This is a genomic window from Halomonas sp. SL1, assembly GCF_003030865.2.
GTDB lineage: Bacteria > Pseudomonadota > Gammaproteobacteria > Pseudomonadales > Halomonadaceae > Halomonas > Halomonas halophila.
Map to the genome: position 1 here is coordinate 126,650 of NZ_PYUQ02000014.1, position 25,639 is coordinate 152,288.

Annotated in this window: 32 protein-coding genes; 19 read left to right on the top strand and 13 right to left on the bottom strand. The window is 67.8% G+C overall.

The genetic code is table 11. The features are described 5' to 3' along the window. Positions 1 to 8: 8 nt before the first annotated feature. Together C9J49_RS09160 and C9J49_RS09165 are read left to right on the top strand one after the other, a co-directional pair. Positions 9 to 449 (top strand): helix-turn-helix domain-containing protein, encoded by a 441-nt coding sequence (locus C9J49_RS09160; RefSeq protein ID WP_107181308.1) that lies wholly within the window; start codon positions 9 to 11, stop codon positions 447 to 449. Between the two features lie 243 nt (positions 450 to 692). After that, the gene (locus C9J49_RS09165) at positions 693 to 875 is read left to right on the top strand and encodes a hypothetical protein (protein ID WP_258393859.1); all 183 of its coding nucleotides are present in this window, start codon (positions 693 to 695) and stop codon (positions 873 to 875) included. Between the two features lie 32 nt (positions 876 to 907). Here the strand turns inward: C9J49_RS09165 and C9J49_RS09170 are convergent, their stop codons facing one another. Beyond that, positions 908 to 1,351 (bottom strand): GNAT family N-acetyltransferase, encoded by a 444-nt coding sequence (locus C9J49_RS09170; RefSeq protein ID WP_107181309.1) that lies wholly within the window; start codon positions 1,349 to 1,351, stop codon positions 908 to 910. Positions 1,352 to 1,538: 187 nt separating this feature from the next. Here C9J49_RS09170 and C9J49_RS09175 point away from each other — a divergent pair, with 187 nt between their 5' ends. Continuing rightward, entirely contained in the window at positions 1,539 to 2,603 is a 1,065-nt protein-coding gene (locus C9J49_RS09175) for a nitronate monooxygenase family protein (RefSeq protein ID WP_107181310.1), read from the top strand. A gap of 107 nt (positions 2,604 to 2,710) precedes the next feature. After that, positions 2,711 to 3,706 (top strand): ion transporter, encoded by a 996-nt coding sequence (locus C9J49_RS09180; protein ID WP_107181311.1) that lies wholly within the window; start codon positions 2,711 to 2,713, stop codon positions 3,704 to 3,706. A 14-nt stretch (positions 3,707 to 3,720) separates the two neighbouring features. On the opposite strand, the gene C9J49_RS09185 is transcribed toward C9J49_RS09180, so the two are convergent. The 3 genes from C9J49_RS09185 to C9J49_RS09195 all read right to left on the bottom strand — a co-directional run bounded on the left by C9J49_RS09185 (position 3,721) and on the right by C9J49_RS09195 (position 5,866). Beyond that, entirely contained in the window at positions 3,721 to 4,104 is a 384-nt protein-coding gene (locus C9J49_RS09185; protein ID WP_258393860.1) for a DUF86 domain-containing protein, read from the bottom strand. Continuing rightward, on the bottom strand, positions 4,097 to 4,348 hold the full coding sequence (locus C9J49_RS09190; RefSeq protein WP_237022344.1) for a nucleotidyltransferase family protein: 252 nt from the start codon (positions 4,346 to 4,348) through the stop codon (positions 4,097 to 4,099). The genes C9J49_RS09185 and C9J49_RS09190 overlap by 8 nt, the downstream gene beginning before the upstream one ends. Before the next feature lie 180 nt (positions 4,349 to 4,528). Continuing rightward, complete coding sequence (locus tag C9J49_RS09195; RefSeq protein WP_258393861.1) at positions 4,529 to 5,866, bottom strand: nitrate/nitrite transporter; 1,338 nt, start codon at positions 5,864 to 5,866, stop codon at positions 4,529 to 4,531. 188 nt (positions 5,867 to 6,054) lie between these two features. Between C9J49_RS09195 and C9J49_RS09200 the strand changes: the two genes are divergently transcribed. Next, positions 6,055 to 6,342 carry a coiled coil domain-containing protein gene (locus C9J49_RS09200; protein WP_107181313.1) on the top strand — a complete coding sequence of 96 codons (288 nt, stop codon included), beginning with the start codon at positions 6,055 to 6,057 and terminating at the stop codon, positions 6,340 to 6,342. Positions 6,343 to 6,500: 158 nt separating this feature from the next. Continuing rightward, positions 6,501 to 7,910, top strand: a complete 1,410-nt coding sequence (gene mapR, locus C9J49_RS09205) for a GntR family transcriptional regulator MpaR (protein ID WP_046080423.1) — start codon at positions 6,501 to 6,503, stop codon at positions 7,908 to 7,910. Positions 7,911 to 7,918: 8 nt separating this feature from the next. Here the strand turns inward: mapR and C9J49_RS09210 are convergent, their stop codons facing one another. From C9J49_RS09210 to nfsA, 4 genes are all read right to left on the bottom strand, one after another. Continuing rightward, positions 7,919 to 8,545, bottom strand: a complete 627-nt coding sequence (locus C9J49_RS09210) for a hypothetical protein (RefSeq protein ID WP_107181314.1) — start codon at positions 8,543 to 8,545, stop codon at positions 7,919 to 7,921. Between the two features lie 221 nt (positions 8,546 to 8,766). Then, positions 8,767 to 9,141, bottom strand: coding sequence for a nuclear transport factor 2 family protein (locus C9J49_RS09215; protein WP_046079474.1), 375 nt, complete (start codon positions 9,139 to 9,141; stop codon positions 8,767 to 8,769). Between the two features lie 134 nt (positions 9,142 to 9,275). Continuing rightward, on the bottom strand, positions 9,276 to 9,446 hold the full coding sequence (locus tag C9J49_RS17160; RefSeq protein WP_161796810.1) for a hypothetical protein: 171 nt from the start codon (positions 9,444 to 9,446) through the stop codon (positions 9,276 to 9,278). 30 nt (positions 9,447 to 9,476) lie between these two features. Next, a complete protein-coding gene (gene nfsA / locus C9J49_RS09220) occupies positions 9,477 to 10,208 on the bottom strand; it encodes an oxygen-insensitive NADPH nitroreductase (RefSeq protein WP_107181315.1) in 732 nt (243 codons plus the stop codon). Positions 10,209 to 10,438: 230 nt separating this feature from the next. Between nfsA and C9J49_RS09225 the strand changes: the two genes are divergently transcribed. The 3 genes from C9J49_RS09225 to bfr all read left to right on the top strand — a co-directional run bounded on the left by C9J49_RS09225 (position 10,439) and on the right by bfr (position 13,290). Continuing rightward, positions 10,439 to 11,203, top strand: coding sequence for a DUF1499 domain-containing protein (locus C9J49_RS09225; RefSeq protein WP_107181316.1), 765 nt, complete (start codon positions 10,439 to 10,441; stop codon positions 11,201 to 11,203). Positions 11,204 to 11,340: 137 nt separating this feature from the next. Continuing rightward, positions 11,341 to 12,543 (top strand): nicotinate phosphoribosyltransferase, encoded by a 1,203-nt coding sequence (gene pncB / locus C9J49_RS09230; RefSeq protein WP_107181317.1) that lies wholly within the window; start codon positions 11,341 to 11,343, stop codon positions 12,541 to 12,543. 279 nt (positions 12,544 to 12,822) lie between these two features. Further along, the gene (gene bfr, locus C9J49_RS09235; protein ID WP_035593797.1) at positions 12,823 to 13,290 is read left to right on the top strand and encodes a bacterioferritin; all 468 of its coding nucleotides are present in this window, start codon (positions 12,823 to 12,825) and stop codon (positions 13,288 to 13,290) included. A 55-nt stretch (positions 13,291 to 13,345) separates the two neighbouring features. Here bfr and C9J49_RS09240 read toward each other — a convergent pair whose 3' ends face one another. Then, positions 13,346 to 13,888, bottom strand: a complete 543-nt coding sequence (locus C9J49_RS09240) for a YgjV family protein (RefSeq protein ID WP_046079479.1) — start codon at positions 13,886 to 13,888, stop codon at positions 13,346 to 13,348. A gap of 430 nt (positions 13,889 to 14,318) precedes the next feature. On the opposite strand from C9J49_RS09240, the gene C9J49_RS09245 reads away from it, so the two are divergent. After that, the gene (locus C9J49_RS09245) at positions 14,319 to 15,767 is read left to right on the top strand and encodes a DHA2 family efflux MFS transporter permease subunit (protein WP_046079480.1); all 1,449 of its coding nucleotides are present in this window, start codon (positions 14,319 to 14,321) and stop codon (positions 15,765 to 15,767) included. An 89-nt stretch (positions 15,768 to 15,856) separates the two neighbouring features. On the opposite strand, the gene C9J49_RS09250 is transcribed toward C9J49_RS09245, so the two are convergent. Then, positions 15,857 to 16,219 (bottom strand): hypothetical protein, encoded by a 363-nt coding sequence (locus C9J49_RS09250; protein WP_046079481.1) that lies wholly within the window; start codon positions 16,217 to 16,219, stop codon positions 15,857 to 15,859. Positions 16,220 to 16,400: 181 nt separating this feature from the next. On the opposite strand from C9J49_RS09250, the gene C9J49_RS09255 reads away from it, so the two are divergent. Further along, complete coding sequence (locus tag C9J49_RS09255) at positions 16,401 to 17,189, top strand: EAL domain-containing protein (RefSeq protein ID WP_107181318.1); 789 nt, start codon at positions 16,401 to 16,403, stop codon at positions 17,187 to 17,189. Positions 17,190 to 17,193: 4 nt separating this feature from the next. Then, positions 17,194 to 18,081, top strand: a complete 888-nt coding sequence (locus C9J49_RS09260; RefSeq protein WP_107181319.1) for a sensor domain-containing diguanylate cyclase — start codon at positions 17,194 to 17,196, stop codon at positions 18,079 to 18,081. Between the two features lie 6 nt (positions 18,082 to 18,087). Here the strand turns inward: C9J49_RS09260 and C9J49_RS09265 are convergent, their stop codons facing one another. Then, positions 18,088 to 18,720: an SDR family oxidoreductase gene (locus C9J49_RS09265; RefSeq protein WP_107181320.1), complete on the bottom strand. Its 633-nt coding sequence runs from the start codon at positions 18,718 to 18,720 to the stop codon at positions 18,088 to 18,090. Between the two features lie 156 nt (positions 18,721 to 18,876). Here C9J49_RS09265 and C9J49_RS09270 point away from each other — a divergent pair, with 156 nt between their 5' ends. Together C9J49_RS09270 and arfB are read left to right on the top strand one after the other, a co-directional pair. Continuing rightward, complete coding sequence (locus C9J49_RS09270) at positions 18,877 to 19,092, top strand: DUF3820 family protein (protein ID WP_046079485.1); 216 nt, start codon at positions 18,877 to 18,879, stop codon at positions 19,090 to 19,092. A gap of 91 nt (positions 19,093 to 19,183) precedes the next feature. Then, a complete protein-coding gene (gene arfB, locus C9J49_RS09275) occupies positions 19,184 to 19,588 on the top strand; it encodes an alternative ribosome rescue aminoacyl-tRNA hydrolase ArfB (protein ID WP_107181321.1) in 405 nt (134 codons plus the stop codon). Between the two features lie 11 nt (positions 19,589 to 19,599). On the opposite strand, the gene C9J49_RS09280 is transcribed toward arfB, so the two are convergent. After that, positions 19,600 to 20,037 carry a hypothetical protein gene (locus C9J49_RS09280; protein ID WP_107181322.1) on the bottom strand — a complete coding sequence of 146 codons (438 nt, stop codon included), beginning with the start codon at positions 20,035 to 20,037 and terminating at the stop codon, positions 19,600 to 19,602. Positions 20,038 to 20,378: 341 nt separating this feature from the next. Between C9J49_RS09280 and C9J49_RS09285 the strand changes: the two genes are divergently transcribed. The 5 genes from C9J49_RS09285 (at position 20,379) to C9J49_RS09305 (ending at position 24,352) form a co-directional block, all read left to right on the top strand. Next, a complete protein-coding gene (locus tag C9J49_RS09285; protein WP_107181323.1) occupies positions 20,379 to 20,945 on the top strand; it encodes a diguanylate cyclase in 567 nt (188 codons plus the stop codon). Beyond that, positions 20,942 to 22,057, top strand: coding sequence for a beta-ketoacyl-ACP synthase III (locus tag C9J49_RS09290; RefSeq protein WP_107181324.1), 1,116 nt, complete (start codon positions 20,942 to 20,944; stop codon positions 22,055 to 22,057). Before C9J49_RS09285 ends, C9J49_RS09290 begins: the two co-directional genes overlap by 4 nt. Continuing rightward, positions 22,054 to 22,743, top strand: coding sequence for a hypothetical protein (locus C9J49_RS09295; RefSeq protein WP_107181325.1), 690 nt, complete (start codon positions 22,054 to 22,056; stop codon positions 22,741 to 22,743). The genes C9J49_RS09290 and C9J49_RS09295 overlap by 4 nt, the downstream gene beginning before the upstream one ends. Then, complete coding sequence (locus C9J49_RS09300; RefSeq protein WP_107181326.1) at positions 22,730 to 23,587, top strand: DUF6999 family protein; 858 nt, start codon at positions 22,730 to 22,732, stop codon at positions 23,585 to 23,587. Before C9J49_RS09295 ends, C9J49_RS09300 begins: the two co-directional genes overlap by 14 nt. Before the next feature lie 75 nt (positions 23,588 to 23,662). Then, complete coding sequence (locus tag C9J49_RS09305; RefSeq protein WP_181454272.1) at positions 23,663 to 24,352, top strand: hypothetical protein; 690 nt, start codon at positions 23,663 to 23,665, stop codon at positions 24,350 to 24,352. A 51-nt stretch (positions 24,353 to 24,403) separates the two neighbouring features. Here C9J49_RS09305 and C9J49_RS09310 read toward each other — a convergent pair whose 3' ends face one another. Continuing rightward, a complete protein-coding gene (locus C9J49_RS09310; protein ID WP_107181327.1) occupies positions 24,404 to 25,639 on the bottom strand; it encodes a DUF3422 domain-containing protein in 1,236 nt (411 codons plus the stop codon).

Sequence of the window (25,639 nt, forward strand, 5' to 3'; positions counted from 1 at the left end):
AGTCAAGCATGAATCTCATCGATATCGGCACACTCTCGAAAGCCAGTGGTGTCGCCACTTCGACACTGCGCTATTACGAGGAAATCGGCCTGATCCGGTCCGCCGCCAGAAACGGATTGCGCCGGCAGTACACCGAGGACACGCTCGTGCAGCTCGCCTTGATTTCATTGGGCAAGAGTGCGGGGTTCTCGCTGGAAGAGATCGGTAGCATGTTCGACAAGGATCGAAAGCCAGACCTGCCTCGATCCACGTTGAGCGAGCGCGCCGATGAACTCGATCGCCAGGCTCGAAGACTGAAGGCCTTGAGCAACATGCTTCGGCACGTCGCAGAATGCCCCGCGCCGTCCCACCTGGAGTGCCCCAAGTTTCTGAAGCTGCTTCGCGCCGCTTGCCCCACAGAGGCGGCCAGGAACGTGTTGCGGCACGCTGTCAGAGAGAGTGACGCCTAGGTGTTTATGTTTAGTCCCGGCCCCGAGGAAAGGGCTTGGACATTATTGCGGAAGTGGCGAGGGGTTGCCGAAGCCGCACTCGGGGACCGCGCCGCCCGCCGACGGCCGCTCATGGCGCAATCTCGCTTCGGTGCCAGGCCGAGACAGGCCTGTTGCCGTGCGGGGCGCTCGTCGTGTCACCAACGCCTCGACGCTATAGGCTGCGTAGGGAAGGGACCTTCCGGCATCGTTCAAGGAGGCGCCATGCCCGCCACCCGCACACGCCTCAAAGTGCCGCTGGTGGTGCTGCGTGGCATCTCGGACGGCAAGGCGGAGCTCAACCACGTCGACGACTGGACGGAGTACCTCCACGTCATCGACGAGAGGCTGGCCGCCGCGGTGGATAGGCTGGGCGAGGCGCTCGGCGAGGGCTTGTTACCGGGCTGAGGCGTCACCGTCGAGGCCAGGGGCGCGGCGCGTCACGGCGTGGGCACCAGCGCCATGTGCAGCAGCGGATAGGGCTTGCCCAAGCCGTCGAGCGGTGAGCGGTCGGTGACGGCAAACCCCTTGTGGCGGTAGAAGCCCAGCGCCTGCGGGTTCTGTTCGTTGACGTCCACCCGGGAGGCGTCCTGGGCGGTCACCGCGTCATCCAGCAGCAAGGCGCCGATGCCGGCGCCGCGCGCCTGCGGCGCGACGAACAGCATCTCAATCTTGCCGCCTTGCACGCCGCAGAAGCCCAGGATGTCACCGCCCTCGCCTTTGACGCAGGTCAGGTCGAGGGCGCCGAAATACTGCTCGTAGATGAGCGGCTTCAGCTCCAGCAGGTCGTCTTCCCGCAGGAAGTCGTGCGTTGCCCTGACCGAGGCCTCCCAGACCTCCAGCAGCTCGCGGTAGTCTTCCTTTTCCACACTCTCGACGTACATCCCACACTCCCCTGTTTCTTATTCCCTATCCGCCATGGCGTCGTGCGCCGCCTCATGGCGGCCGGGTCGAGACAAGGGCCCGGCGCTCGGGCGACGTCGCAGCGGCTGGCGCGCCGATAAAAGACGCCATGCCGCCCACTGCTGTCAACCAACGCCACCGTATCCCGCACTCGTGGAGGCCGTTCCCATGACATCGTCGAATCCCCTGACCGACCGGCTGGGCATCCAGCCCCTCATCCAGGCGCCCATGGCCGGCGTGGCCACGCCGGCGCTGGCGGCGGCCGTGTCGAATGCCGGCGGCCTGGGCTCGCTGGGCATCGGCGCCAGCGGCGTCGACAAGGCTCGGGCGATGATCGAGCGCACCCGGGCGCTCACGCCCCGCCCGTTCAACGTCAACGTCTTCTGCCATGCCCCCGCGGTGCGCGACCCGGAACGGGAGGCTACCTGGCTGTCGCACCTGGCGCCGCTGTTCCGGGAATATGACCGCGAGCCGCCGGCCGGGCTCGACGAGATCTACCGCAGCTTCGTGGAGGACGAGGCGGCCTTCGAGATGCTGCTCGAGACGCGCCCCGCCGTGGTCAGCTTTCACTTCGGCTTGCCGGCCGAGGCGCGGATACGCGCGCTGCGTGAGGCCGGCATCTACACGCTGGCGACGGCGACCAGCCTGCGGGAGGCGCGCGAGATCCAGGCGCGGGGCGTCGATGCGATCGTGGCCCAGGGCGATGAGGCGGGCGGGCACCGCGGCTGCTTCGATCCGCAGGCGGACGATGAGCGGCTGAGCACCTCCGTGCTCGTTCGCCGGCTGGTCAGGGAGATGGACCTGCCGATCGTTGCGGCCGGCGGCATCATGGATGGCCAGGGCATCCGCTCGGCCCTGGCGCTGGGCGCCTGCGCCGCCCAGCTGGGGACGGCCTTCCTGCTGTGCCCGGAATCGGCGGCCAACGAGGGCTATCGCGCGGCCCTCAGGAGCGAGCGCGCCGAGACGACCCGCATGACCACGGCGCTGTCCGGGCGCCCGGCGCGCGGCATCCTCAATCGCCTGATGCGCCATGCCGAGGCCACGCCCGGGGTCAGGCCGCCCGCCTATCCGCTGGCATACGACGCGGCCAAGCGGCTCCACGCGGCGGCGGCCGAGCGTGGCGATCATGACTTCGCGGCGCACTGGGCCGGACAGGGCGCGCCGCTGGCGCGCGAACTCCCCGCCGGCGAGCTGGTGAGCCGGCTGCTTCAGGAGTGGCGAGACGGCGCCTGACGGCAAGGCGGCGGCGCCCTCGTCGTTGGACACGCCCGGGGTGTCGAGGATGGATCGAGGCTTTAGGATGAGAGGCGACCCTTCGGCATCGAGCTCAAGGAGGCGCCATGCCTGCCACGCGCACGACCTCGCCCGCCCTGGAACGGGCCCACCTGGTGTGGGACCTGTTCATCATCACGCTGGTGATCGCCAACCTGGGGCTGCTGCTGTTCGACAGCCTGTTCCTGCTGCCGCCGCTGAACGCCGCCTTCGAGGCCGTGGCGCCCGGGCTGTACGGCGCCTACGAGCAGCATATCCACGCCAACTTCCTGACCATCGACCTGGCGTTCGTCAGCGTCTTCCTGCTCGACGTGCTGCTCGGCTGGGCGGTGGCCATCGCCGAGCGCCACTACCACCGCTGGTTCTTCTACCCCTTCGTGCACTGGTACGACGTGCTCGGCTGCATCCCGCTGGGCGGCTTCCGGCTGCTGCGCATCCTGCGCGTGATCTCGCTGCTGCACCGCCTGCAGCGCATGGGCCTGATCGACGTGCGCCGCTGGTACGTCTACAGCGTGTTCGCCAAGTACTACGACATCCTGCTGGAGGAGCTCACCGACCGCATCGCCATCCGCATGCTCGACAACGTGCAGCAGGAGATCCGCGCCGGCGACGGGCTCTCGGCCCCGGTGATCGAGCGCGTGGTGCAGCCGCGCAAGCAGGCGCTGATTCGCGAGATCAGCCAGCGGCTGGAGGCCATGGCCGGCGACGCTTACGACCGCAACCGCGACGACACCCTGCGCTACGTGCGCGGGCTGGTCGGCCGCACCCTGGCGGAGAGCCCGGAGCTCAAGCGGCTGTCACGCCTGCCGATGGGCGGCCCGCTGACCCGCGGGCTCGAGGCCTCGCTCTCCGACCTGGCCTGCCATCTGGTCGACGAGGCGCTGGCGGGGCTGAAGTCGTCGGAGTTCTCCAGCCTGGTGGAACACCTGGCCGAGAGCGGCTTCGATGCCTGGCTGCGCACCGACCCCGAGACCGAACAGATCACCGAGCAGGTGCTGGTGGACATGCTGGATCTGCTCAAGGAACAGATCGCGGTAAAGGGCTGGCAGCACAAGTATCGGTGAGAGGCTGCCCGGCTCTAGGGAGAATCGAGGTCCGTCCCCGACGGACCATGCTGGCTCTTGATGCCGTTCAGCTGCTCCAGCAGCTGGGGGATGTTGTCCTGGATGATGCTCCACACGGTATCGTCGTCGATCCCCAGATAGGCATGGATCAGGCGATTGCGAGTGGCAATGATCATCCGCCAGGGGATTTCCGAATACCGATGACGGACAGCATCCGGAATACGGGTCGCCGCTTCGCCGATCAGTTCGAGGTTACGCAGGGTAGCGTCGTAGGTGAGATCATGAGCGAGAAAGCTGTCCTGATCGAGATCTTCCGTGTAGGACAGGACCTTCTCGGCGAAACCGATCATGTCATCGATGTAGAAGCGCCATTCACGCTGGGAGCGAGGCTCAGACACGGAGCGCCTCACGCTCGACATAGGGCCTGAGCTCGGCGCGAAGCGCCTTGTCGGTCACCAGATCCACGGGATGCCCCAGCAGGTCCTCAAGGTAGAACTGCACCCCGAAATAGCGGGCCGAAGTGGCAGGGCCATCGAAACTCACCAGAATATCGACGTCACTGTCGTCTCGCGCTTCATCCCGCGACATGGAGCCGAAGAGCGACAATGACCTGACCCCGTACTCGCTGGTCAGGGTCGACATGTGGTCCCGAAGCAATTGCAGGGCCCTGGTTCTGTTCATCTTCCGCCACCTCTCACCGGCATCAAACCTTCAGAGCATTGATCTGCCTAGTTTTGCATCGATCAGCCTAGCATGGGGTAGAGCCAATCCCCAGCCAGACCTGGCCTGCATGACGCGTCATCTCGCAGCGGCTGCAGTCGGTCAGGAGTGCGTACCGTCTCTAGGAGCATCGGCCGGTTTCTCCTCCTCCGATGCCTCCGCCACGGGCTCTTCCAATTCCTCCGGATCCTCCAGCGGCTCGCCTTCCTCGTTCTGGAGCTGGTGGTCGTAGGCCGCCTGCAGGCCGGTGTCTTCCTCGGCGGCCTGTTCTTCCTCGTCCTCGCCGTGCTCGATATGGCCGGGATAGAACGGCGAGAGGATGGACACCAGGATGCCGAGCGCGGCGAACATGGAGAACGCCGTCGCGTAGCCGAAGGCGTCGACCAGCCCGCCGACCACCGGCGAGCCGGTGGCCTGCCCCACCGAGACCGCCATGAAGGGCAGCACCGGCCCCACCGACAGCCGACCCGGCAGCAGGCGGATGCCGGTCATCAGGTAGAGCCCCGTCAGGCTCATGTAGGCCAGGCCGAAGACCAGCGCGGAGAACGCCGCCAGCGGCGTCTGGGCGGGGCTGGCCGCGAGCAGCGCCAGGCTGGCGGCCAGCATCATCAGCATCAGCGCGTGGGTGATCGGCGGGTTGTTGCGGTCGGCCAGGTCGGCCACCACGGCGCCGCCGAGGCCGGCGATGCCCACCGCCAGCCACAGCCAGCCGGTGGAGGCCGGCGACAGGCCGCCGAGGGTGACGACCAGATCGGGCGCGAAGATCCAGTAGGCGGACGAGACGAAGCCCATCACGAAGGCGAACAGCGAGAGCCGCACGAGGCGCGACCAGGGCAGTTCGGGCAGCGGCGGCGGCGGCGCGGCGTTCGAGGGCACGATCCGCGACACCGAGGGCAGGAACCACCAGGCGGCGATCACGCCGACGGCGGTGCAGATCGCGAACGAGAGATAGGCCAGCCGCCAGGCGCCGACCATGAACAGCACCGTGGGTACGGCGACGATCACGCCGATGCTGGTGCCGGCGTTCATCACCGAGCTGACGCGCCCGTGCAGCGAGCGCCTCACCATCGCCTGCATGGCGGCCGTGAGCGCCGGCATCATCAGGCCGGTGCAGATGCCGCAGGCGAACACGCCCGAGCCCAGCATCAGCGCGTCGGAGGCCTGGCTGATCAGCCCCAGGCCGCCGACGCCGAACAAGCCGGACAGCACCGCGGTGTTGCGGGCGCCGAGATGGTCGGTGATGAAGGGCGCGACCACCGTGGACAGCAGGAAGCTGATCAGCGGCAGCGCGCCGATGATGCCGATGGCGTAGGGCGTGAGCTCCAGCGCGTCGCGGATCTGCGGCACGAACAGGCCGAAGGCGAAACGCGCCAGCCCGTAGCTGATCGCGACCAGCGCCGCCCCGAGAATCGCGAATCCCGTACTCGAAAGAGACTTCATGACACCTCCGCCAGGCTCGCCGGGCTGATAATCCGTGGATGGTCATCGATACCGACTGGTATATGCCGATATGCGCGACCTTGCCAGCTACCCCGGGCGATATGCCACCCTATAACGACCACACCGTGTTGCCCCGCGACGGGCACGACCAAGGTGTCATTCACTCGCCGACGGAAAGGAGTCTTCCCATGAGCGACCGGAATGCCTACGAACAGAAGCTGCGCGCCAAGCTGGACGAGATGCAGGCCGAGGTGGACAAGCTGAAGGCCCGCGCCAAGGGCGCCGAGGCCGACCAGCGCATCGAGCACGAGAAGGAAGTCGACGAGCTCGAGGCCAAGCGTGACGAGATGCGCCAGAAGCTCGACGAACTGCGCGACGCCAGCGACGACGCCTGGGACGACATCAAGGCCGGCGCGGAACGTGCCTGGGGCTCGCTGAGCGATTCCCTCGAGAAGGCCCGCTCACGCTTCAAGTGATCGCCCACGCCTCCCCGCGCTAGCCCCTCGCCCCGGCCCTTCCTGGCCGGGGCGTTTTCGTATCGCCCTCCCGCCGGCCTTCCGCCGCCGCGCCGGCCGTGGTGGAATGCCCTTCTTTCCACCACCTCGATGACGAAGCCGGGAACCGCGGGCCGCCGATGAAACGCTACGAGACATTCGCCGACCAGATCGCCGAGCTGATCCGCGAGGGCGTGCTGGCCCCGGGCGAGCGGGTGCCCTCGGTACGCCAGGCCAGCCGCCAGTACGGTATCAGCCACTCCACCGTCTTCCAGGCCTACTACCTGCTGGAGGATCGCGGACTGATCGTGGCCAGGTCGCGCTCCGGCTATTACGTGCGCGAGCAGGCCCGGCGCGTGCTGCACGAGCCGCGCATGACGCCGAGCCGGCAGGAAAGCGCCGACGTGGCCGTCAGCGAGCTGGTGTTCTCGGTGCTCGACTCGCTCCAGGACCCCGACACCGTGCCGTTCGGCTCGGCCTTCCCCAGCCCCGAGCTGTTCCCGCTCGCCCGGCTGGCCCGCAGCATGGCCAGGGGCCTGCGCGAGATGAACGGCAATGAGGTGCTCAGGGACATGACGGCGGGCGACGCCGACCTGCGCCGCCAGATCGTGCTGCGCTACACGCTGAAGGGGATGCCGCTGCCGCCCGAGGAGCTGGTGATCACCAGCGGCGCCATGGAGGCGCTGAACCTGGGGCTACAGTGCGTGACCGAGCCCGGGGACCTGGTCGCCATCGAGTCGCCGGCCTTCTATGCCAGCCTGCAGATCCTCGAGCGCCTGAAGCTCAGGGCGGTGGAGATTCCCGTGCACCCGCGCGAGGGCGTCGACCTGGACGTGCTGGCGGACAGCCTCGCGCGGCTGCCGATCAAGGCCTGCTGGTTCATGAGCCATCTGCAGAACCCGCTCGGTGCGAGCCTCGACGACGACAGGAAGCGCGCCCTCTACGCGCTGATCAAGCGCCACCGGGTGCCGCTGATCGAGGACGACGCCTACGCGGAGCTGCACTTCGGCACCACGCCGCCGAAGCCGGTGAAGCAGTTCGACGACGAGGGCCTGGTCATCCACTGCGGCTCGTTCTCGAAGAGCCTGGCGCCGGGGTATCGGGTCGGCTGGGTGGCGGCCGGGCGCTTCGCGGAGGCGATCTCACGGCTCAAGCTGATGACCACCATCTCGCCCTCGGTGCCGGCCCAGGCGGCCATCGCCGACTATCTCCAGTACGGCGGCTATGACCGCCACCTGCGCCGGCTACGCCATGCACTGGAGACCCAGCAGGGCCGGATGCTGACCGCAGCGGCGCAACACTTTCCGGCCGAGACCCGGGCCACGCGCCCGGCCGGCGGCTACTTCCTGTGGTTCGAACTGCCCGAGCGAGTGGACTCGCTGCGCCTGTTCCATCTGGCCCGGGAGCATGGCATCAGCCTGGCGCCGGGGCCGATCTTCTCCGCCACCCAGGGCTTTCGCCACTGCCTGCGCCTGAGCTACGGCCATCCCTGGACGCCGCGCAGCGAGGCGGCCATGGCGACGCTGGGCGAGCTGATCGACACTTTCTGAAGCGATGTTCACTCCGCTCCGTTCAGGCGCCGTTCCAGCCGGCCTATCTGCTGGAGGTCGTGCAGGTAGAGGTCGAGCCTGGACGCGGCGAAGGCCAGCAGCGCCGAGGCATAGACCAGCCCGGTCAGCACGGCCAGGTCGTTGATCCAGGCCAGGGCCGGCACGGCCACCGGGTAAGCCGTCGCGAAGATGCTCATACCGCCCCAGAACAGCGCCATCAGGCTGCAGGCCATGACCAATACCAGCATCGGCCCACGCCGATAGTGCCGCGGCGGGCGGCTCTTCCAGCCCGGCAGGTGAGCGACGGTCAGCTCGCCGCGGGTATCGATGCGCCCGCGGCGGCGCAGCAGCGGCTCGGCGAAGGCCTTCTGCCGGCCCGGCGCCACCGCCGCCAGCACCAGGCGCGGGTCGACGTCGCCGCCGAAGATGCGGGCGACCGCCTGCTTGAACCCTTTCGAGGGCTCACCGTCGCGGCAGCCCTCGGCCTCGTCGGCCAGCGTCGTCAGCGCCCGGTTGACCCGCTCCGGGCGCTCCTCCTCGTCCTCGAAGTTGATCGCATAGTGCACGCTGTACACCTGATGCAGCGCGAACGTCACACCGACGAAGATCAGGAAGAACGCGACGTAGATCATCATGACACCCCTCAAACCCTGGAAACCGGCCCGCGTCCCGCGGCCCCTGTCGTGGGCGGTCAAGATGACAGAACGGCCGGGACCATAACAGGGGCAGAAGGTCGCGAAAAAAGGGGATCAGTTCAGGCTGGGTCGCCATCATGGCATCGTGGGCCGAGGCCCAGCTCGAGCAGCGCGACGTGGTCGTGCCGCCCTGCGGCGATCCATCGCCGGCCGAAGCAGCGTCAGACGCTGAGCCTGGTGTAATAGGTGATCACCTCGGAGCGCACCCCGGTCGCGTCGGCCTTGATCAGGCCGGCCCCCTTGATCTGGGTGCCCGGGAAGGACCACCAGCACGACGCCGTGAGAACGCCGCCCTCCTCGTGGCTCAGCACCTCGGACAGCTCCATCAGGGGGTCCGGGAGTTGCCCACCGCATTGCGCGGCGATGCTCTCCTTCAAGCCCTTGAGGTAATCCGGAAACGCCTTCCTCGTCACGACCCCGAAGTCGGGATCGTCGAAGGTGTAGTCCTCCGCCGTGGCCTTGAGGATCCTGTCGGCATCGCCGTGGGTCCAGCCGTCCGCGTAGGCCCTCAGGTGTTCCGCCGCGTTCATCGTCATGCCCTCCGTTCTCGTCAGGGGCTAGCCGTCATGGGACGTTACGATGCACGGGCGATGCGAAATCCCGGCGACTCGCCGGCTGATTCCCCTCTCCCTGACCATCGGGCAAAGGGGCCATGCCGACGCCGCTGCGATCAACCGTCCCTACTGAGCCAGTATAGGCCGGTGGTGTCCCTGCAAGGCGCTTCCCATGCGGCGATCAGCGTCGGCACGACGCCCTGGAAAAAGACGAACTTCGGCACGATGCCGTGCAGCAGGTACACCAGCGGTGTCAGCCGGAAGCGGCGATGGTTGCCGAGCTGCACGATGCCCCCGACGGCTGGAAACGGCAGCGCTTACTTCATCTCGAAGCCGCGCTTGACCAGGAAGTCGCGCATATGAGGACGCAGCTTGGTGTCGAACAGCGGGCCGAGGCTCTTCGACCAGTTGGTGTCCTTGGTACCGCCGGTGCGCTCGCCGTAGTAGCGCTGCATCTCGTCGTCGTAGGCGTCGACCTGCTCGCGATCGTCGGTGTAGCGGTCTTCCTTGAGGATCGCCTCCACCGGCAGGCGCGGCTTCACGTCCGGATCGTGGGCCGGGTGGCCGATGCACATGCCGAACACCGGGTAGACGTGGTCCGGCAGCTCGAGCAGCTCGCTGACGGCCTGCGGGTTGTTGCGGATGCCGCCGATGTAGCAGATGCCGAGGCCCTCGGACTCGGCGGCCACGGCCACGTTCTGCGCCATCAGCGCGGTGTCGACGCTGGCCACCAGCAGCTGCTCGGTCATGCCGCGCACGACGTTGGCACCGGTGCGCTCGGAAGCCTCGGTGGGCCGCTTCATGTCGGCGCAGAACACCAGGAAGTCGGAGGCGCTGGCGATATAGCCCTGGCCACCGGCCAGCTCGGCGATCTGTTCGCGCTTGGCCGGGGTGGTCACGTGGATGACGCTGTAGGCCTGCACATGGTTGGAGGACGCGGCGGCCTGGCCGGCGCTGACCAGCTCCCGCAGCAGCTCGTGCGGGATCTTCTGGTCGGTGAACTTGCGTACCGAGCGGTGGGACTTCAGCAGTTCGATGGTCGGATTCATGGGACCTCGCGGGATTCACGTTCGAACAGGCAGGGTCGGACGAATCGCCGTCCCTGCCAAGACCCCAACAAGATACTTAACATGCTTACGGCATGCCATCATGGGCGCCATATCGTCGAGCTATCGGGGGCGACAGAGGGCGGGCATCGGCACGAGCGGCTTCGGGCACTATATTAGGGGACCATCGCCGCCATCGACATTCGGACACCACCAAGGGAGGAAGCCACGCCATGTCGTTGACCTTCAAGCCCCGACCTCGTGGCGGCCGCTGGCCGGTCGCCCTGGCCTGGCTGGCCACGCTGCTGCTCGTCCTCGCGGCGGCGCTGATGGGCGGCGCAGGGCCGGCCTACCGGATGGAATGGCTGACGCTCGGGCAGTCGTTCTCGCTGCTGCATCGCGGCGCCCTGCTGGCCGTGGGCGCGGCGGGCGTCGCCGCCCTGGCCTTCCTGATCGCCGGCCTGTGTCGGCGCGGCAAGCCGGCCCTGGCGAGCCTGCTGGTGATCGGTGCGGTGGTGGCGATGGTGGCCCAGCCGCTTCAGCTGCGCGAGCTGGCCCGCCGCGTGCCGCCGATTCATGACATCATCACCGATCTCGCCGATCCGCCGGCCTTCGAGGCGCTGGCCGAGGCGCGCCGGGAAGCGCCCAACGCGCTCGACTACCCCCGCGCCTTCGCCGAGGCCCAGCGTTCCGGCTACCCGGCCCTGGGGCCGCTGGAGATCGCCCGCCCCCTGCCGGAGGTGCGCGATGCCGCCGAGGCTCTGGCCCGGGCACGCGGCTGGACGATCGCGGCCGTCTCCGAACGCCGGCTCGAGGCGGTGGCGACCACCCGCTGGTTCGGCTTCGAGGACGATATCGTGATCCGCCTGACGCCGACGCCAGCGGGCACCACGGTGGACATGCGCTCGGCCTCGCGCCTCGGCCGGAGCGATCTGGGCACCAATGCCGCGCGCATCCAGACCTTCCTCGAGGACCTGACGGCACGCCTGTCCGCCTGAGGCCGGCGACGGGGCAGGAACAGGGAAGGAGGCCGATTCGTCACCGAATCGTGAACACGCTACCATCATGCCCCCGCGAGACGCCGGTCTCGCGGGCCGCTGCAGCGGTCCACCATCATTCACAGGGAGCATCCTTCATGGCGGCCACGTACCGCGCCCCGGGTCAGATCATCACCTCGCTGCTGGATACCGACTGGTACAAGCTCACCATGATGCAAGGGGTTCACCACAACTACCCCAATGCCAGCGTGACCTGGGAATTCCGCTGCCGCGACGCCGAGGACCTGCGCCCCTATCTCGACGAGATCCGCGCCCAGATCGACGGCCTGGCCTCGCTGTCGCTGAGCGAGGCGGAATCGGACTACCTGAGCGGCTTCGCCTACATGTCGCCGGACTTCGTTCGCTTCCTGGAGCTGTACCGCTTCCGTCCGCAGTATGTGGACCTGCACATGGAGGGCAGCGAGCTGTGCATCGTCATCGACGGGCCCTGGACGCACAGCATCCTGTTCGAGATCGTGATCCTCGCCATCATCAGCGAGGTGCGCAATCACACCCTGAACCCCGGGGCCAGCGTCGATCAGGCCGTGTCACAGCTGCGCGCGAAGATGGACCGGCTGCGCCGTGACTATACGCCGGCCCAGCTGGCCGACTTCCGGCTGGCCGACTTCGGCACCCGGCGGCGGCTCTCCCAGCCGGTGCAGGAGGCCATCGTCGAGGTGCTGACCGAGGAGTTTCCCGGCCAGTTCGTCGGCACCAGCAACGTCGATATCGCCCGGCGCCACGGCCTGGCGCCGATGGGCACCATGGCCCACGAGTGGGTGATGGCCCATCAGCAGCTCGGCAGCCGGCTGGTGGACAGCCAGCGCGCCGCGCTGGAGGCCTGGGTACAGGAATATCGCGGCCATCTGGGCGTGGCGCTGACCGACACCATCAACCTCGACGCCTTCCTGGCCGACTTCGATCTGTACTTCGCCAAGCTGTTCGACGGCCTGCGGCATGACAGCGGCGATCCCATGGTGTTCGCCGAGAAGTGCATCCGCCACTATGAGACGCTCGGCATCGACCCGCGCGGCAAGACGCTGATCTTCAGCGACGCCCTGACCTTCGACTCGGCGATGGGCATCAAGACCGCGCTGGACGGGCGCATCCGCACCAGTTTCGGCATCGGCACCAGCCTGACCTGCGACCTGCCGGACGTGAGGCCGATGAAAATGGTGATCAAGCTGGTGGCCTGCAACGGCCAGCCGGTGGCCAAGATCTCCGATGCCCCGGGCAAGATGCTGTCCCGGGACGAGGCCTATGTGCGCTACCTGAAGAGCGTCTTCGGCGTTTCGCACTGATCCGAAAGTGTCTGCGCTCGGCTATACGGCGTTAAAAATCAGCTCAAAATGCTCATTTACAGCTCGTAAACTCCGCTTTCTCGCTGATTTTTGCCTTGTCTAGCCTTCGCTCGACGACTTTCAAACTATTGCTGCCCCCCTGGACGCGAAACCTGGACCGAATGCGAATCGCACGCGAAGACAATCTCAAACCATTGATATATCAGGAAAAATTGACCAACCTCGCGCTCCGAACTAGGATGCGCACCTGATACGTCACCTCGACAAGGAAGAACGCTCATGCAAGGCAACCAAGAGATCATCGACGCCCTGAACGGCCTGCTCGCCGCCGAGCTCGCCGCCATGGACCAGTACTTCGTGCACGCCGAGATGTATGCCGACATGGGGCTGACCAAGCTCCATGAGCGCATCGACCACGAGTTCTACGACGAGAAGGGCCACGCCCAGAAGCTGATCGAGCGCATCCTGATGCTCGAGGGCAAGCCGGACATCCACACCCGCACCGAGGTGCGCATCGGCAAGGACGTGGAAGAGATGCTCGGCTACGATCTGCAGCTCGAGTACGAGGTGGGCGACGCCCTGAAGGCCGCCATCGCCCTTTGCGAACGCGAGCGCGACTTCAACACCCGCGCCATCCTGCTGCCGCTGCTTTCCGACACCGAGGAAGATCACGCCCACTGGCTGGAACAGCAGCTGCGCCTGATCAAGCTGGTCGGCCGCGAGAACTATCTGGTCGCCCAGATGTAAACCGCTCGGGCCGGCCCGGCTCGGCGCTCAGCCTCTTCAGCTCAGTCAACTGGGCTCAGGGGCTCAGACCATAGCGCCGCGCGGCGCGGCGCAGGCGCCAGATGGTGATCACATTGGTCAGGAGGATCAGCGTCTCGGCGAGGGTGCCGCCGATGGAACCGGCCAGCAGGTTGCTGATCACCCAGCAGAAGGCCGCCACGGCCAGCACCGCGCGCATGGCGATGCCGCGCAGCATGAACATGCCCCAGGTGCCCAGCAGGCCGGCCAGCAGTGCCGGCACGTCGCGCGGGCCGCTCCAGGTCAGCAGGGCGACCGCCAGGGTGGCGACGAGGACCCCGGCCATCACCGCGGCGTTGCCCGGGTAGCGGCGCACCAGGACGATGCGCAGCACGATCAGCGCCGAGATGCCCGCCGCCACCCAGCTCTGGAACAGCGCGAACTGGGCGGCGAAGGCCACGTTGGCGAACAGCAGCAGCACGAACAGCCGATCGTCGCGCCGGCTGGCGAAGCCGGCCACGCACAGCGCCAATGCCACCAGGCTGACGCCCTGCCCCAGCCACTCCCTCGTCACCAGCCCGCTCAGGCCGATCTCTTCCATGCGTGCCTCCCTTCATCGCGCTGTCTTCAGGCATCGCGTCAGGCTAGCATGCCGCGCCATGGGTCAGCGCTCACTTCCGTTGCTGTGCCGACATGCGGTCACCCCGGCGCCAGACGCTTCCCCCTCTCTAGCCAAGCCGGCTCCGACGCGGTAGAATAATTAGGTAGCGAACTATGATCTGGCCAGCACCGGCGCATGGTTGGCTGTTTCCTTCGATTTCGGGCCGGCCTCCATCAGGAGGCCGGCTCTCTTTTCGCGCGTCATGCCGGGTCACCGCCCGCCATGCACCGTCGACACCGCCCTCTCCCCCGACCGCATGAAGGAGTCTTCCCGTGCCGGATGTCACCTCTCATTGCTCGACCCAGCGCCGTCCGCCCCTGCATCGCCCGATCCCGCTCTCCCCGTCCACCTCCGACGCGAGGCGACTGCCATGACCCAGAGGGACCGACTCCACTTGCGCTACGGCCCCCGCTATCGGCTGTGGGTCACGCTCACCGTGATGCTGGGCCTGGTGGCGCTGGGCATGTCGATCACCATCGTCAACGTGGCGATTCCCTTCATCAGCGACGATCTCGGCCTGAGCGACGCCGAGGCCCAGTGGCTCTCCACGGGCTTCCTGGCCTCCACCACGGTGTCGCTGCTGGTGGCCCCCTGGCTGGTGCACGCCGTCGGCCAGCGCGCCACCTATGCGGGCCTGCTGCTGACCTTCATCGCCGCCTCGATCCTCGGCGGACTGGGCAATGGCATGGCGATGCTGGTCGCCGCCCGGGTGATCCAGGGCGCCATGACCGGCCTGATCCGGCCGCTGGCGATGCAGGTGCTGTTCGACGTCTATCCCGCCGAGGGGCGCGGCATGGCAGTGGCCATGTACGGCATGTGCCTGGGACTGCCGCTGACTCTGGCGACGGTGATCGGCGGCTGGCTGGTGGAGCACCTGTCGTGGCACTACGTGTTCTTCGTGCCGCTGCCGATCTGCGCGGCGGCGGTGGTGATGGGCGGGTTTTTCCTCCCGCCCAGGGAAGGCCGCGGGCCGCTGCCGCCGTTCGACTGGGCCGGCGCCGGGCTGCTGCTGGCCGCCGTGTTCGCCCTGCTGACGGCGCTCTCCAGCGGCCAGCGCTGGGGCTGGAGCGACCCGCGCATCGTCGGGCTGGCACTGTTCTCGCTGCTCGCCGGCGCGGCCTTCGTGGCCTGGCAGCGGCGCTGCGCGCAGCCGCTGATGGATCTGTCGATCTTCCGCTACCGGCTGTTCGTGGTCGGCACCCTGGCGATGCTGCTGTTCGGTGGCACCTTCTACAGCGTGATGTACCTGCTGCCGCAGTTCGTGCAGTCGGTGCTGCACTTCAGTCCGGTCACCACCGGCATGATCTACCTGCCCTCCACGGCGGTGCTCGGCGTGCTGGTGCCGCTGGTCGGCTGGCTCAGCGACCGCCACCCGCCGCTGTGGCTGACCCTGCCGGGCCTGGCCAGCACGGCGTACGCGGTGTGGCGAATGGCGCAGATGGACGCCGGCACCAGCTTCGCCGCCCTGGCCGGCATCATGGGCATCATGGCGATCGGCATGGCGGCCTTCCCGCCGCCGACGCTGGCCAACGCCATCGCCGCGCTGCCGGCGCGGCTGACCGGCTACGGCTCGGGCATGCTCAACTTCGTGATGCAGCTGGGCGGTGCCCTGGGCACCGCCGGGCTGGTGATCCTGCTCGAGCACCAGACCGGCGTGCACGGCCGGCAGATCGCCTCGAGCGGCGCGCCGAGCGATGCGGTGTCGCCCGACGGCTGGGCCTCGATCCTCGCCTATCAGGACGGCTTCTGGTGGCTGGTGATCAGCCTTATGATCATCATCGTGCCGACGCTGCTGGTCAGCCACTGGCGCCACGACTGACGCTCCACGGCACTCTCCACAGCGCCCTCCATACGCGCTTCCGCTCGCCCGAGCCCCGACGCCCGCCTCTCCGGCGGGCGTCGTCGTTGTCAGGCCTGGTCGTTGTGGTTGTGGTCGTCGACGGCTCGCCGGAACTCCTCCCGCCAGGCCTCGGCCTGGAGCGCCGGATCCTCCGGCAAGCGTCCCAGCTCGACGGCCAGCGCGAAGAAGCCCTCGCGCGGCAGGCCCTCGCCCTGTCGGCTGACCACCAGCGCAGCGATGAAGGGACGGCCGGCGGCGGCGTCTTCCCGCATCAGCTGTTCCAGGGCCAGCGCCACGCGGCGAATGGTACGCGGCGGCGTGAGCGCCAGGGCCTCGGCGAGCCGCTGGTAGGTCAACGGCAGCCTGTCATCGGGGGCCGCCTCCAGCAGCCGGCGCACGCGGGCCGACAGTGGGGCTTCAGCATCGCTCATGGGGGTCGTTCCTCATGTATCAGGGGCGCGTGGATGATGCCGCTCGAGGCGTGGCGCGTCGAGGACGGGATTAAACTTGTACAATAGCGATACATGATTAAAAACAAGTAAAATAAAATGCACGCCATCGCCTCTCCCTTGACTGCTCCGCAGTCGCGAGCGCATCGAAAAAGGAACCACCATGGGACACTGCGCCAGGGTCGCCAATCACTGCAACCGCTGCGAGATCGAGCTGCCCTTCGACTTCGCCATGGCCTTCCAGCCGATCATCGACGTCGGCCGCCGCGAGATCCACGCCTACGAGGCGCTGGTGCGAGGCCCTGACGGAGAGTCCGCCCATTCGGTACTGCGCCAGGTCGACGACCGGCTGATGTATCGCTTCGACCAGGCCTGCCGGGTCAAGGCCATCGAGCAGGCCAGCCGGCTCGGCATGAGCGTGCCGCTCTCGATCAACTTCCTGCCCAACGCGGTCTACGAGCCCGCGGCCTGCCTGAGCGCCACGCTGGAAGTCTCGCGTCGCGTGGGCTGGCCGCTGGAGCGGCTGATCTTCGAGATCGTCGAGACCGAGCGCGTGGTGGACCGCGACCACCTGGCGGCGATCATCAAGGCCTACCGCCAGGCGGGCTTCCGGGTGGCGCTGGACGACTTCGGCACCGGCCACGCCAACCTGGACGTGCTGACCGAGCTGTATCCGGACAAGCTCAAGATCGATCGCCAGCTGATTCAGGGCTGCCACCGGGACCCGCGCCGTCAGGCGATGGTCAAGGCGCTGGCTGCCATGGCCGGCCCGCTCGGCGTGACGCTGATCGCCGAGGGCGTGGAGACCGCCGAGGAAGCGCGCTGGCTGTTCGAGGCCGGCATTCCGCTGCAGCAGGGCTACTACTTCGCCCGGCCGGCCCTCGACGCCCTGGCCGAGTCACCGGCCAGGCGCATCGACGCGCTGTTTCCCCGCCCGCTGGACCGAGGATGAGCCCATGCCGCTGACCCTGACCCTGACCCGCTCCGACGGCGTGCCGCGACTGGTGCGTGACGCGCCCATCGGCATCTGCATCACCAGCGAGGACGGCACCTACGAGATGGTCAATCCGGCCTACTGTGCGTTCTACGGCTATGCGGAGGAGGAACTGCTGGGCCGGCCCTTCACCCTGATCATGCCGGAAGCCAGCCAGGCGGCGATGCTCGCGCGGCATCGCGACTTCATGCAGGGCGAGGCCGAACACGACGATCGACAGGAGTGGGAGGTGGTTCGCCGCGACGGCGAGCGACGCAGCATTATCGTCGAATCGTTGCGCCAGGAAGGCGACGACCGCCGCCCCAGGCGCATCATCTTCATCACCGACATCACCGAGCGCAAGGCCATGGAGCAGCGCCTCGAGTTCCTGGCCCGTCACGACGAGCTCACGGGGCTGCTCAACCGTCGCGCTGGCCTGGCCCGACTGGAGGAGGAGATCTCGCGTGCCCGGCGCCATGGCACATCGCTGTGCGTGGCGATCTGCGATCTCGATCACTTCAAGCTGGTCAACGACCGCCACGGCCATGCGGTGGGCGACAGGGTGCTGCAACGCGCCACCGAGCACATGGAGGAGGCGCTGCGCGGCTACGACGTGCTGGCACGCCTGGGCGGCGAGGAATTCCTGGTGATCCTGCCCGGAGCCAGCCAGACCGAAGCCCGCTGCGCCATCGACCGGCTGCGCGAGCGGCTCGCGGCGACGCCGCTGGGCGAGGAGCGGATCCCCTTGACGATCTCGGCCGGCCTGGCCTCGCTCGAGGCGAACGAGGCCAGCCATCTGCTGCTGGAGCGGGCCGATCGCGCCCTCTATCGGGCCAAACGGGACGGCCGCAACCGGACCCTGGTGGGCTGAGGGGCCTCAGGCCAGCACCGCGTCGATCTCACGCTCGCCGTCCAGCAGCGGATACTCGCGGTCGTTCTCCGCCTTGCCCTGCACCAGATGCAGCAGCGCATGGGCCACGTTGGCCCGGGAGACATCGTTGTGGCCGCCGTTTTCCTCCAGCGAGGCGGCGACGCGACGGGTGGCCGGCTCGTCGGTGAGGCGGCCCGGCTTGAGGATCGCCCAGGGCACCTCGGCGGCCTTGAGATAGGCATCGGCGGCACGCTTGGCGGCGAGATAGGGGCGCAGCTTCTCCGGTCCGGCCAGCGGGTCGTCGACGCGCAGGGCGCTGACCATCACGAAGCGCTCGAGACCCAGCTCGGCGGCCAGATCCACCGCGCGCATGGCACCGTTGAGGTCGATCAGCAGCGTCTTGTCGGGGCCGGTGTGCGGCCCGGAGCCGGCGGTGAACACCACCTGGTCGCAGCCCTCGAAGGCGTGACGCAGCTCGCCCTCCAGGTCGCCGATCACGGTCTCGATGCCCCGCGCCTCGAACCAGGCGCGCTGATCGTCATTGCGCACCATCGCCCGAACGGGATCGCCGGCCTGCTGGGCCAGCTCGCAGAACAGGCGGCCGATCTGGCCGTTGGCGCCGATCACCAGGGTGGTCATGGGAAGGTCCCTCATGTGCCATGGATGTCAGACAGGCATGCGGGCCGGCCCGCCGGGATTCAAGGGCGGAGCGGGAAATCCACCGCCCACTGGCCGCCTGGCTCCCGGTGGCGTACCCTGCGGCCTCGTTTTCATTCACCCTAGAGGAGCGGCGCCTTGCAACCCGAGGATCTGCAACGCCTGGTCACCCAGCGCATGCCCTTCGGCAAGTACGAAGGCACCCTGATCGCCGATCTTCCCGGCCCCTATCTCGCCTGGTTCGCCCGCGAGGGCTTCCCGGCGGGCCAGATCGGCCAGCTGCTGCAGCTGATGCACGAGATCGACCACAACGGCCTCAGCGAGCTGCTCGAACCGCTGCGCCAGCGCGGCTAACGGCCGCTCCGCCCACCGATCCCCCTATTCATCCCTCTCTTTATTCACCCTGCTCATTCACCCTCTTCATTTCACCCACCGCGAGGACAGCATGCTGCGTATCTCCAATACCGTGGAAGTGCCCGACCACGAGATCGAGATTCACCAGATCCGCGCCCAAGGCGCGGGCGGGCAGAACGTCAATAAGGTCGCCTCGGCGGTGCATCTACGCTTCGACATCCCCGCCTCAAGCCTGCCGGAGTTCTACAAGGAACGCCTGCTGGCGCTCTCCGACCAGCGCATCAGCAAGGACGGGGTGATCGTGATCAAGGCCCAGGAGCACCGCACCCTGGAGCTCAACAAGGAAGACGCGCTGAACCGGCTGCGCGAGCTGATCCGTCAGGCGATCCAGCAGCGCAAGGCGCGCAAGCCGACCAAGGGCTCCCAGCGCCGCCGGGTCGACAAGAAGGTCAAGAAGGGCCAGACCAAGGCGCTGCGCGGCAAGGTGAAGCTCTAGGCACGGCGAGCTCAGCGGAAGGTGTCGCAGACGGCACTCTGCGTCGAGGGATCGTGACGCTCGGTATGCGTCACCGGCCCGTCGCCGGGCTCGATGGTCACGCTCCACTGGTGATCGTGCTGCATGGGGTCGCAGTTGCCGGCGGTGCCGCCGCCGAAGTTGGCATCGATCCAGTAGTGCACGGCGTACCGGCCGTCCGCTTCCAGCGCGCCGGGAAAGGTGAAGGCGAAACTCGGGGCATCCTCGGCAGAGACCTTGCCGGTCTCCACCGCGATGGTCTCGTCGAGGGCCGTGTCGACCAGCGCCGCCTGAATCGCCTGGCCGCCGTGGGGCCCCTGGAAGCTGGTGTCGCCCTGGAAGACCAGGTCCTGCCCCTCACTGGCGAGCGCCGTGCCGGCGATCAGCGTCAGCAGCAGGCCAAGCCGGGCGGCGAAAGATGTCGTGGACATGGCGTGAACCTCCCTATGCAGTATTCGGAGCAAGCACAATGGCTCCCTCAGCATAGTGCCCCACCCCGACGCCTGCCGGCGGCGAGCTTTTCCATGCGCCATGGCTTATATTCTCTGCGCCGCTTCGCGCCGCGAAACCCAAACGCTCCGCCGTTCCGCCACGCTCGCTGACGTGATGGCGACGGCCCTCGCCACGGCCGATTCAAACGTTCGTTTCCATTTGCGCGGTGATCGGCTAGACTCGTTTTCGAACAGTGTTTCATAACACTGATACGCCTCCATGGAAAGGAGACCCTCATCGTGTCACCCACCGTGTTCCGCCATCGCCGCGAGGTCACGCCATGACCACCGATGCGCTGCTGATCCAGGTTCTGCTCTACGTCTTCCTGCCGCTATGGGGCATCGCCGGCTTCGTCGACTGGTGCTGCCATCGGGCCACCCGCATCGAGGCCACCTCGGGGCTCAAGGAGTCGCTGGTCCATTCGCTGATGGGCCTCCAGGTCGGCATTCCGATCCTTCTTTGCCTGCTCTTTGAGGTCAACGTGCTGGTGCTGCTGATCTGCCTGGCGGCCTGGGTCCTGCACGAGCTGGTCGCCCACTGGGACGTCCACTACGCCGCCCCGCGCCGCCACATCAGCATCTGGGAGATGCACGCCCACAACTACCTGGCCAGCCTGCCGCTCTACATGCTGGCGCTGATCGCGGTGCTCAACGGCCCGACGATGACGGATCTGCTGACCCTGGACTGGGCCGGCCAGCTGTCGCTGGTGCCGCTGGACACGCCCCACGGCGGCGCTGGCTACCTGCCCGGCTATCTGGCCTTCATGGCGGTGCTGGCGATCTTCCCCTACGCGGAGGAAAACCTGCGCTGCCTGGTGTTCGCCCTGAAACGCCGGAGGTCGGCATGAGCGTCTACATCACCAGCACCGGCCATCACCTGCCCGGCGAGCCGGTCGACAACGACCGCATCGAGGAGGTGCTGGGCCAAGTCCACGGCAGGCCCAGCCGGCTCAAGCGGCGCATCCTCGAGGCCAATGGCATCCGCACGCGCCACTACGCCATCGATGCCGAGCATCGCACCACCGTCAGCAACGGCGAGATGGCCGCCCTGGCCGGCCGCGACTGCCTGGATCAGGGCTACCTGCCCGATGCCCGCCTCGACATGCTCAGCGTGGCCACCAGCCAGGGCGACCTGGTGCTGCCGGGCTTCGGCAGCATGGTGCAGGCCGAGCTGGGCCTGCCGAGCCTGGAGCTGCACACCAGCCATGGCATCTGCTCGAGCAGCATGATGGCGCTGAAGGCGGCCTGGACGGCGATCCGCGCCGGCGAGCACGGCAATGCGCTGGTGGTTGCCAGCGAGCTGGCCTCGCGGCTGTTCAAGGCCAGCCGCTTCGAAGCCGCCGGGGCGACGCCGGACTTCAACGCCGAGTTCCTGCGCTGGATGCTCTCCGACGGCGCCGGCGCCCTGCTGCTGGAGGATCGCCCGCGCGGCCTCAGCTTTCGCATCGACTGGATTCGCGGCGTGTCCCACGCCGACGCCTTCCCGGTGTGCATGAGCGTGGGCCGACCGAACGGCCAGGGGCGCCACCCGAGCTGGCAGGACTACCCCACCTACGCCGAGGCGGAGGCCGACGGTGCGCTGCTGATCCGCCAGGACGTGCGCCTGCTCGATCATCTGGTGAAGCTCGGCGTCGACGGCCTGCTGCGGCTGATCGACGAGGGCCGGGTGAAGGTCGACGAGGTCGACCACCTGCTGTGCCACTACTCGTCGCATCACTTCCGCGGCCAGATCCACGACATGCTGACCCAGGCCGGCGCCGCCATCCCCGAGGAGAAGTGGTACACCAACCTTTATACCCGCGGTAACACCGGCTGCGCCTCGCTGTTCATCATGCTCGACGAGTTCCGACGCACCCGCGAGCTCGCCGAGGGCGAGACCCTGCTGTGCTTCGTGCCCGAGAGCGGGCGCTTCAACAACGTCTACATGCACCTCACCGTGGTCAGGGAGGCCACCTCATGAGCGACAAGGTCACCACCTCCGAGGGCCAGGCCTGCCTGCAGGGCCTGATGCGCGTCTGGTTCGACTTCGAGCGCCAGCTGAGCCGGGTGCCGATCCTCCAGCGCCTGGAACGCGACCGCTTCACCGACGAGGACTACCGCCGGCTGCTGTGCCACCTGCGCCAGCAGGTGATCGAGGGCGCACGCTGGATCACCCGCGGTGCCTCGAGCTTCGAGCGCGACTTCGCCGACGTGCGCTCGATGGTCATCGAGCACGCCCGGGAGGAGCACCGCGACTACGAGATGCTGGAGGCCGACTACGTGGCGGCCGGCGGCGAGCGCGAGACGATCTTTCACGCCGAGCGCAACGCCGGCAGCGAGGCGCTGCACGCCTTCATGATGCACCGCGCCAGCCAGCCCAACCCGGTCGACCTGATAGGCGCCATGTGGATCATCGAGGGGCTCGGCCACAAGATGGCCGACGACTGGGCCCGGCGCATCGACGCGGCCCTCGGCGGCGACGGCGGCGCCACGCGCTTCATGCGCTATCACGGTGCCAACGACGACGCCCACCTGGACAAGCTCTACGCGATGCTCGACCGGGTCTGCCGCGGCGAGGCCGAGCGCCGCGCCATCCTGCGCACCGCCCGGGTGGTGGCGCGGCTCTATGCCCTGCAGCTGGAGGAGATCGACCATGAGCCGGCGTAGCCCCTTCCTGCGTGCCCTGGAGGCCGACGACACCCTGCCCATCGAGCGCGAGGCACTCAAGCTGTGGCTCGACGACATGGAGCGGCCCACCCGCTGGTCGCTGCGCCCGCTGCTGCAGCTGGTGCTGGGCGCGCTGCTGCATCTGACCTGGTTTCTCAAGCGGCTGCCGCTGCCCCAGTTCCGCGCCCATGGCCTGCTGCAGCGGCTGATCTGCTGGTTCTGCCGCCACGTGGTCAGCCCCGAGGCCAACCTGCTGATCCTGCGCCACTACGCCACCGAGTCGAACGTCATCAACTTCCTGATCGACAACGGCGCCGCCGGCCGGGTCGAGCCGCTGGCGCTGTATCCGCGGCGCATCGAGGACATGCTCACGGCGAGCTTCGTCGACCACGACCAGGAGCTGTTCCGCGCCTTCGCCGAGCTCGGCGAAGGCGGCCAGGACACCGCCCCGCGGCCGCCCGAGGCGCTGCGCTGGGAGCACTGGCGGCCGCTGGACATGACCGAATTCACGGTCGAGCGCCGCCGCACTCAGGTGCTCGACTTCGAAAGCGCCCACGTGCTGTTCATGTGCCTGTTCTGCCTGCTGCTGACCCGCGAGGAGTACCGCGACGCCATCAACGGCTTCAACCTCGACCAGTCGATCGCGCTGCGCATCGGCCGCATGATCGACGATCCGAACCTGGCCGAGCTGGCCTACAACAAGTACCCCCATTACCTGGTCGGGCCCTGGAATCTCAGCCAGCGCTTCCTGATGCACGGCTTCTTCACCGAACACCTCTACGCGCGGCTGGAGGCGCTCCGCCAGGGGGATGAGGGCCTGGGCCAGAAGGAGGAGACGTCGTGACTTTCACGGGGGGCTAAGTAGTATTGAGAGGTGCGCCACGCACCAAGACTCAAAACATCGCAAGGGAACAGACTCATGTCGTCGATTCATCGCAAGGCTGCGCTCGTGGCTCTTCCGCTGCTGTGCTTCAGCGCCGCTGCCCAGGCCCTGGACTGGCAGGCCACACCCACCTACGGGACCGTCAATCTCAACTCGGGCTTCCAGCCCGACCCCCACGTGACCTCGCTCACCGCCGGCGGCAGCCGCTCCGCGAGCGAGGCGGGGCCCAACTGTAGCGGCTACGTCAGCGGCGATCCCGACCTGGACCTCAACTACCAGGCCGGCCAGTACCAGCTGAGCATCTACGCCGAATCCCAGGCGGACACCACCCTGGTGGTCTTCGATGCCGCGGGCAACTGGCACTGCAACGACGACTTTTCCACCGCGGCCGGCACCAACCCGGGCATCGTGTGGAACAACCCGCCCTCGGGCAACTACAACATCTGGGTCGGCACCTACCAGTCGGGCAACCTGCCCGAGGCCGAGCTCTACATTTCCGAAGCGTCTCCCGCCTGGGGCGGCGGCAACGTCTCCACCGGTTCCGGCGGGTCGTCCCACGGCATCGAGTGGGGCGACAACACCAGCCAGTGGGCCAACGACGGCGAATGCGACGATCCCCGCTTCGGCGGCCCGGGCGTGCACTCGATCAACCTGGACGAGGATCGCTACCACGACGCCAACGACTGCCGCTCGCTCTACGAGCAGGGCCAGATCTATCTGAAGTGATGCCCGCCGGGCGCCAGCAGCCGCCGGCGCCCGACCGTCCCGCTGGCGTCCTCAGTGGTTCTTGACCCGCCATATCCGCCACCCCAGCACCACCAGCAGCAGGATCGCCAGCGGCCCGAACACCGCCACCGCCCGCCATGGGGCGATCGGCATGCCCAGTGCCTCGAGGCTGCCCAGCGCCAGCTTGATCAGGCTGAACAGGTAGTAGCTGATGACGATGATCGACAGGCCCTCGACGGCCTTCTGGATCTTCAGCTGACTGCTGGAGCGCGCGTCGAGGCTCTTGAGGATCTCGACGTTCTGCTCCTCGATCTCCACCTGGGCACGGGTCCGCAGCAGGTCGTTGAGGCGTGCCACGTTCTCGGCCAGCCGCTCCTGGCGACGATCCACCGCGGCACAGTAGCGTACCGTGGGCTGGAAGCGGCGCATCAGGAAGACGCCCAGCCGCTGACAGTCGCCCACACGGCTCTCGCGCAGCCGCTCGACCCGGTCGAAGACGATGCCGGCATAGGCCTCGGTGGCGGCGAAGCGATGACGACTGCGCGCGCCGCTGCGTTCGAGCCGGGCCGACAGCGAGGCGATCGCCGCCAGCAGCGGACGCGGCCCCTCGGGCAACCCCTCGGCGTTGCGGTCGGAGAGCTCACCGAGCTCTGCCTCGAAGCCCGCCAGTTCACCGCCGAGGGACTTGGCCAGAGGCAGCGCCAGCGACGCCATCATGCGATAGGTCTCGATCTCGAGCAGCCGACGGCCGATGCGGCCGAGGCGGAAATCGTTGAGGGCGCGATTGACGAGCAGCATGCGATTGACGCCGACCTCGTCGAGGCGGAAGTCGCTCCACACCGTGGCATCGCCCCCGGCAACCCGCGAGCCGGAGGGATCGACGAAGCCATAGTGAGCGGTGTCACCGGCCCAGTCAGCCTCGTTCTCCACGCGAATCAGGGTGGCGCTGATCAGCGCCTCGTGATGGGCCTCGGCGATCTCGGCCAGCCGCGGCGGCGGGGCCGGCCACAGCGGTGCGTCGTCGCCGATCGGCACCATCAGGGTGAGAGTGAAGAACTCGGTATGGCGCTCCCACTTGAGCACTCGGTCGCCGTCGAGGGTCAGGATGCCCTGGACGGCATCGGCGGCGGGCTGGGTGTCGCTCAGCTCGCACAGGCGCCGGACGATACCGTCGCAGACGCCGTCGGTGTCGAGAAAGGCATAGTGGTGAAGGTGTGCCGGCCCGGCGAAGTAGATCGAGGGCCGGGCATGCAGCTCGTTATGAAGTTGTTCGCGCTGGGAATGCAT

Bases quoted from the DNA above. Each gene is read 5' to 3' on its own strand.
- C9J49_RS09265 (WP_107181320.1), bottom strand. From the start codon at position 18,720: ATGACCACCCTGGTGATCGGCGCCAACGGCCAGATCGGCCGCCTGTTC.
- C9J49_RS09285 (WP_107181323.1), top strand. From the start codon at position 20,379: ATGACCACCGATGCGCTGCTGATCCAGGTTCTGCTCTACGTCTTCCTG.
- C9J49_RS09190 (WP_237022344.1), bottom strand. From the start codon at position 4,348: ATGTCGACCCTGACCAGCGAGTACGGGGTCAGGTCATTGTCGCTCTTC.
- C9J49_RS09240 (WP_046079479.1), bottom strand. From the start codon at position 13,888: ATGGAAGAGATCGGCCTGAGCGGGCTGGTGACGAGGGAGTGGCTGGGG.
- C9J49_RS09210 (WP_107181314.1), bottom strand. From the start codon at position 8,545: ATGATGATCTACGTCGCGTTCTTCCTGATCTTCGTCGGTGTGACGTTC.
- C9J49_RS09160 (WP_107181308.1), top strand. From the start codon at position 9: ATGAATCTCATCGATATCGGCACACTCTCGAAAGCCAGTGGTGTCGCC.
- C9J49_RS09300 (WP_107181326.1), top strand. From the start codon at position 22,730: ATGAGCCGGCGTAGCCCCTTCCTGCGTGCCCTGGAGGCCGACGACACC.
- C9J49_RS09250 (WP_046079481.1), bottom strand. From the start codon at position 16,219: ATGAGCGATGCTGAAGCCCCACTGTCGGCCCGCGTGCGCCGGCTGCTG.
- C9J49_RS09290 (WP_107181324.1), top strand. From the start codon at position 20,942: ATGAGCGTCTACATCACCAGCACCGGCCATCACCTGCCCGGCGAGCCG.
- C9J49_RS09245 (WP_046079480.1), top strand. From the start codon at position 14,319: ATGACCCAGAGGGACCGACTCCACTTGCGCTACGGCCCCCGCTATCGG.
- C9J49_RS09310 (WP_107181327.1), bottom strand. From the start codon at position 25,639: ATGCATTCCCAGCGCGAACAACTTCATAACGAGCTGCATGCCCGGCCC.
- C9J49_RS09295 (WP_107181325.1), top strand. From the start codon at position 22,054: ATGAGCGACAAGGTCACCACCTCCGAGGGCCAGGCCTGCCTGCAGGGC.
- mapR (WP_046080423.1), top strand. From the start codon at position 6,501: ATGAAACGCTACGAGACATTCGCCGACCAGATCGCCGAGCTGATCCGC.
- arfB (WP_107181321.1), top strand. From the start codon at position 19,184: ATGCTGCGTATCTCCAATACCGTGGAAGTGCCCGACCACGAGATCGAG.
- C9J49_RS09195 (WP_258393861.1), bottom strand. From the start codon at position 5,866: ATGAAGTCTCTTTCGAGTACGGGATTCGCGATTCTCGGGGCGGCGCTG.
- C9J49_RS09165 (WP_258393859.1), top strand. From the start codon at position 693: ATGCCCGCCACCCGCACACGCCTCAAAGTGCCGCTGGTGGTGCTGCGT.
- C9J49_RS09170 (WP_107181309.1), bottom strand. From the start codon at position 1,351: ATGTACGTCGAGAGTGTGGAAAAGGAAGACTACCGCGAGCTGCTGGAG.
- C9J49_RS09280 (WP_107181322.1), bottom strand. From the start codon at position 20,037: ATGTCCACGACATCTTTCGCCGCCCGGCTTGGCCTGCTGCTGACGCTG.
- bfr (WP_035593797.1), top strand. From the start codon at position 12,823: ATGCAAGGCAACCAAGAGATCATCGACGCCCTGAACGGCCTGCTCGCC.
- nfsA (WP_107181315.1), bottom strand. From the start codon at position 10,208: ATGAATCCGACCATCGAACTGCTGAAGTCCCACCGCTCGGTACGCAAG.
- C9J49_RS09215 (WP_046079474.1), bottom strand. From the start codon at position 9,141: ATGACGATGAACGCGGCGGAACACCTGAGGGCCTACGCGGACGGCTGG.
- C9J49_RS09255 (WP_107181318.1), top strand. From the start codon at position 16,401: ATGGGACACTGCGCCAGGGTCGCCAATCACTGCAACCGCTGCGAGATC.
- pncB (WP_107181317.1), top strand. From the start codon at position 11,341: ATGGCGGCCACGTACCGCGCCCCGGGTCAGATCATCACCTCGCTGCTG.
- C9J49_RS09305 (WP_181454272.1), top strand. From the start codon at position 23,663: ATGTCGTCGATTCATCGCAAGGCTGCGCTCGTGGCTCTTCCGCTGCTG.
- C9J49_RS09180 (WP_107181311.1), top strand. From the start codon at position 2,711: ATGCCTGCCACGCGCACGACCTCGCCCGCCCTGGAACGGGCCCACCTG.
- C9J49_RS09175 (WP_107181310.1), top strand. From the start codon at position 1,539: ATGACATCGTCGAATCCCCTGACCGACCGGCTGGGCATCCAGCCCCTC.
- C9J49_RS09260 (WP_107181319.1), top strand. From the start codon at position 17,194: ATGCCGCTGACCCTGACCCTGACCCGCTCCGACGGCGTGCCGCGACTG.
- C9J49_RS09225 (WP_107181316.1), top strand. From the start codon at position 10,439: ATGTCGTTGACCTTCAAGCCCCGACCTCGTGGCGGCCGCTGGCCGGTC.
- C9J49_RS09200 (WP_107181313.1), top strand. From the start codon at position 6,055: ATGAGCGACCGGAATGCCTACGAACAGAAGCTGCGCGCCAAGCTGGAC.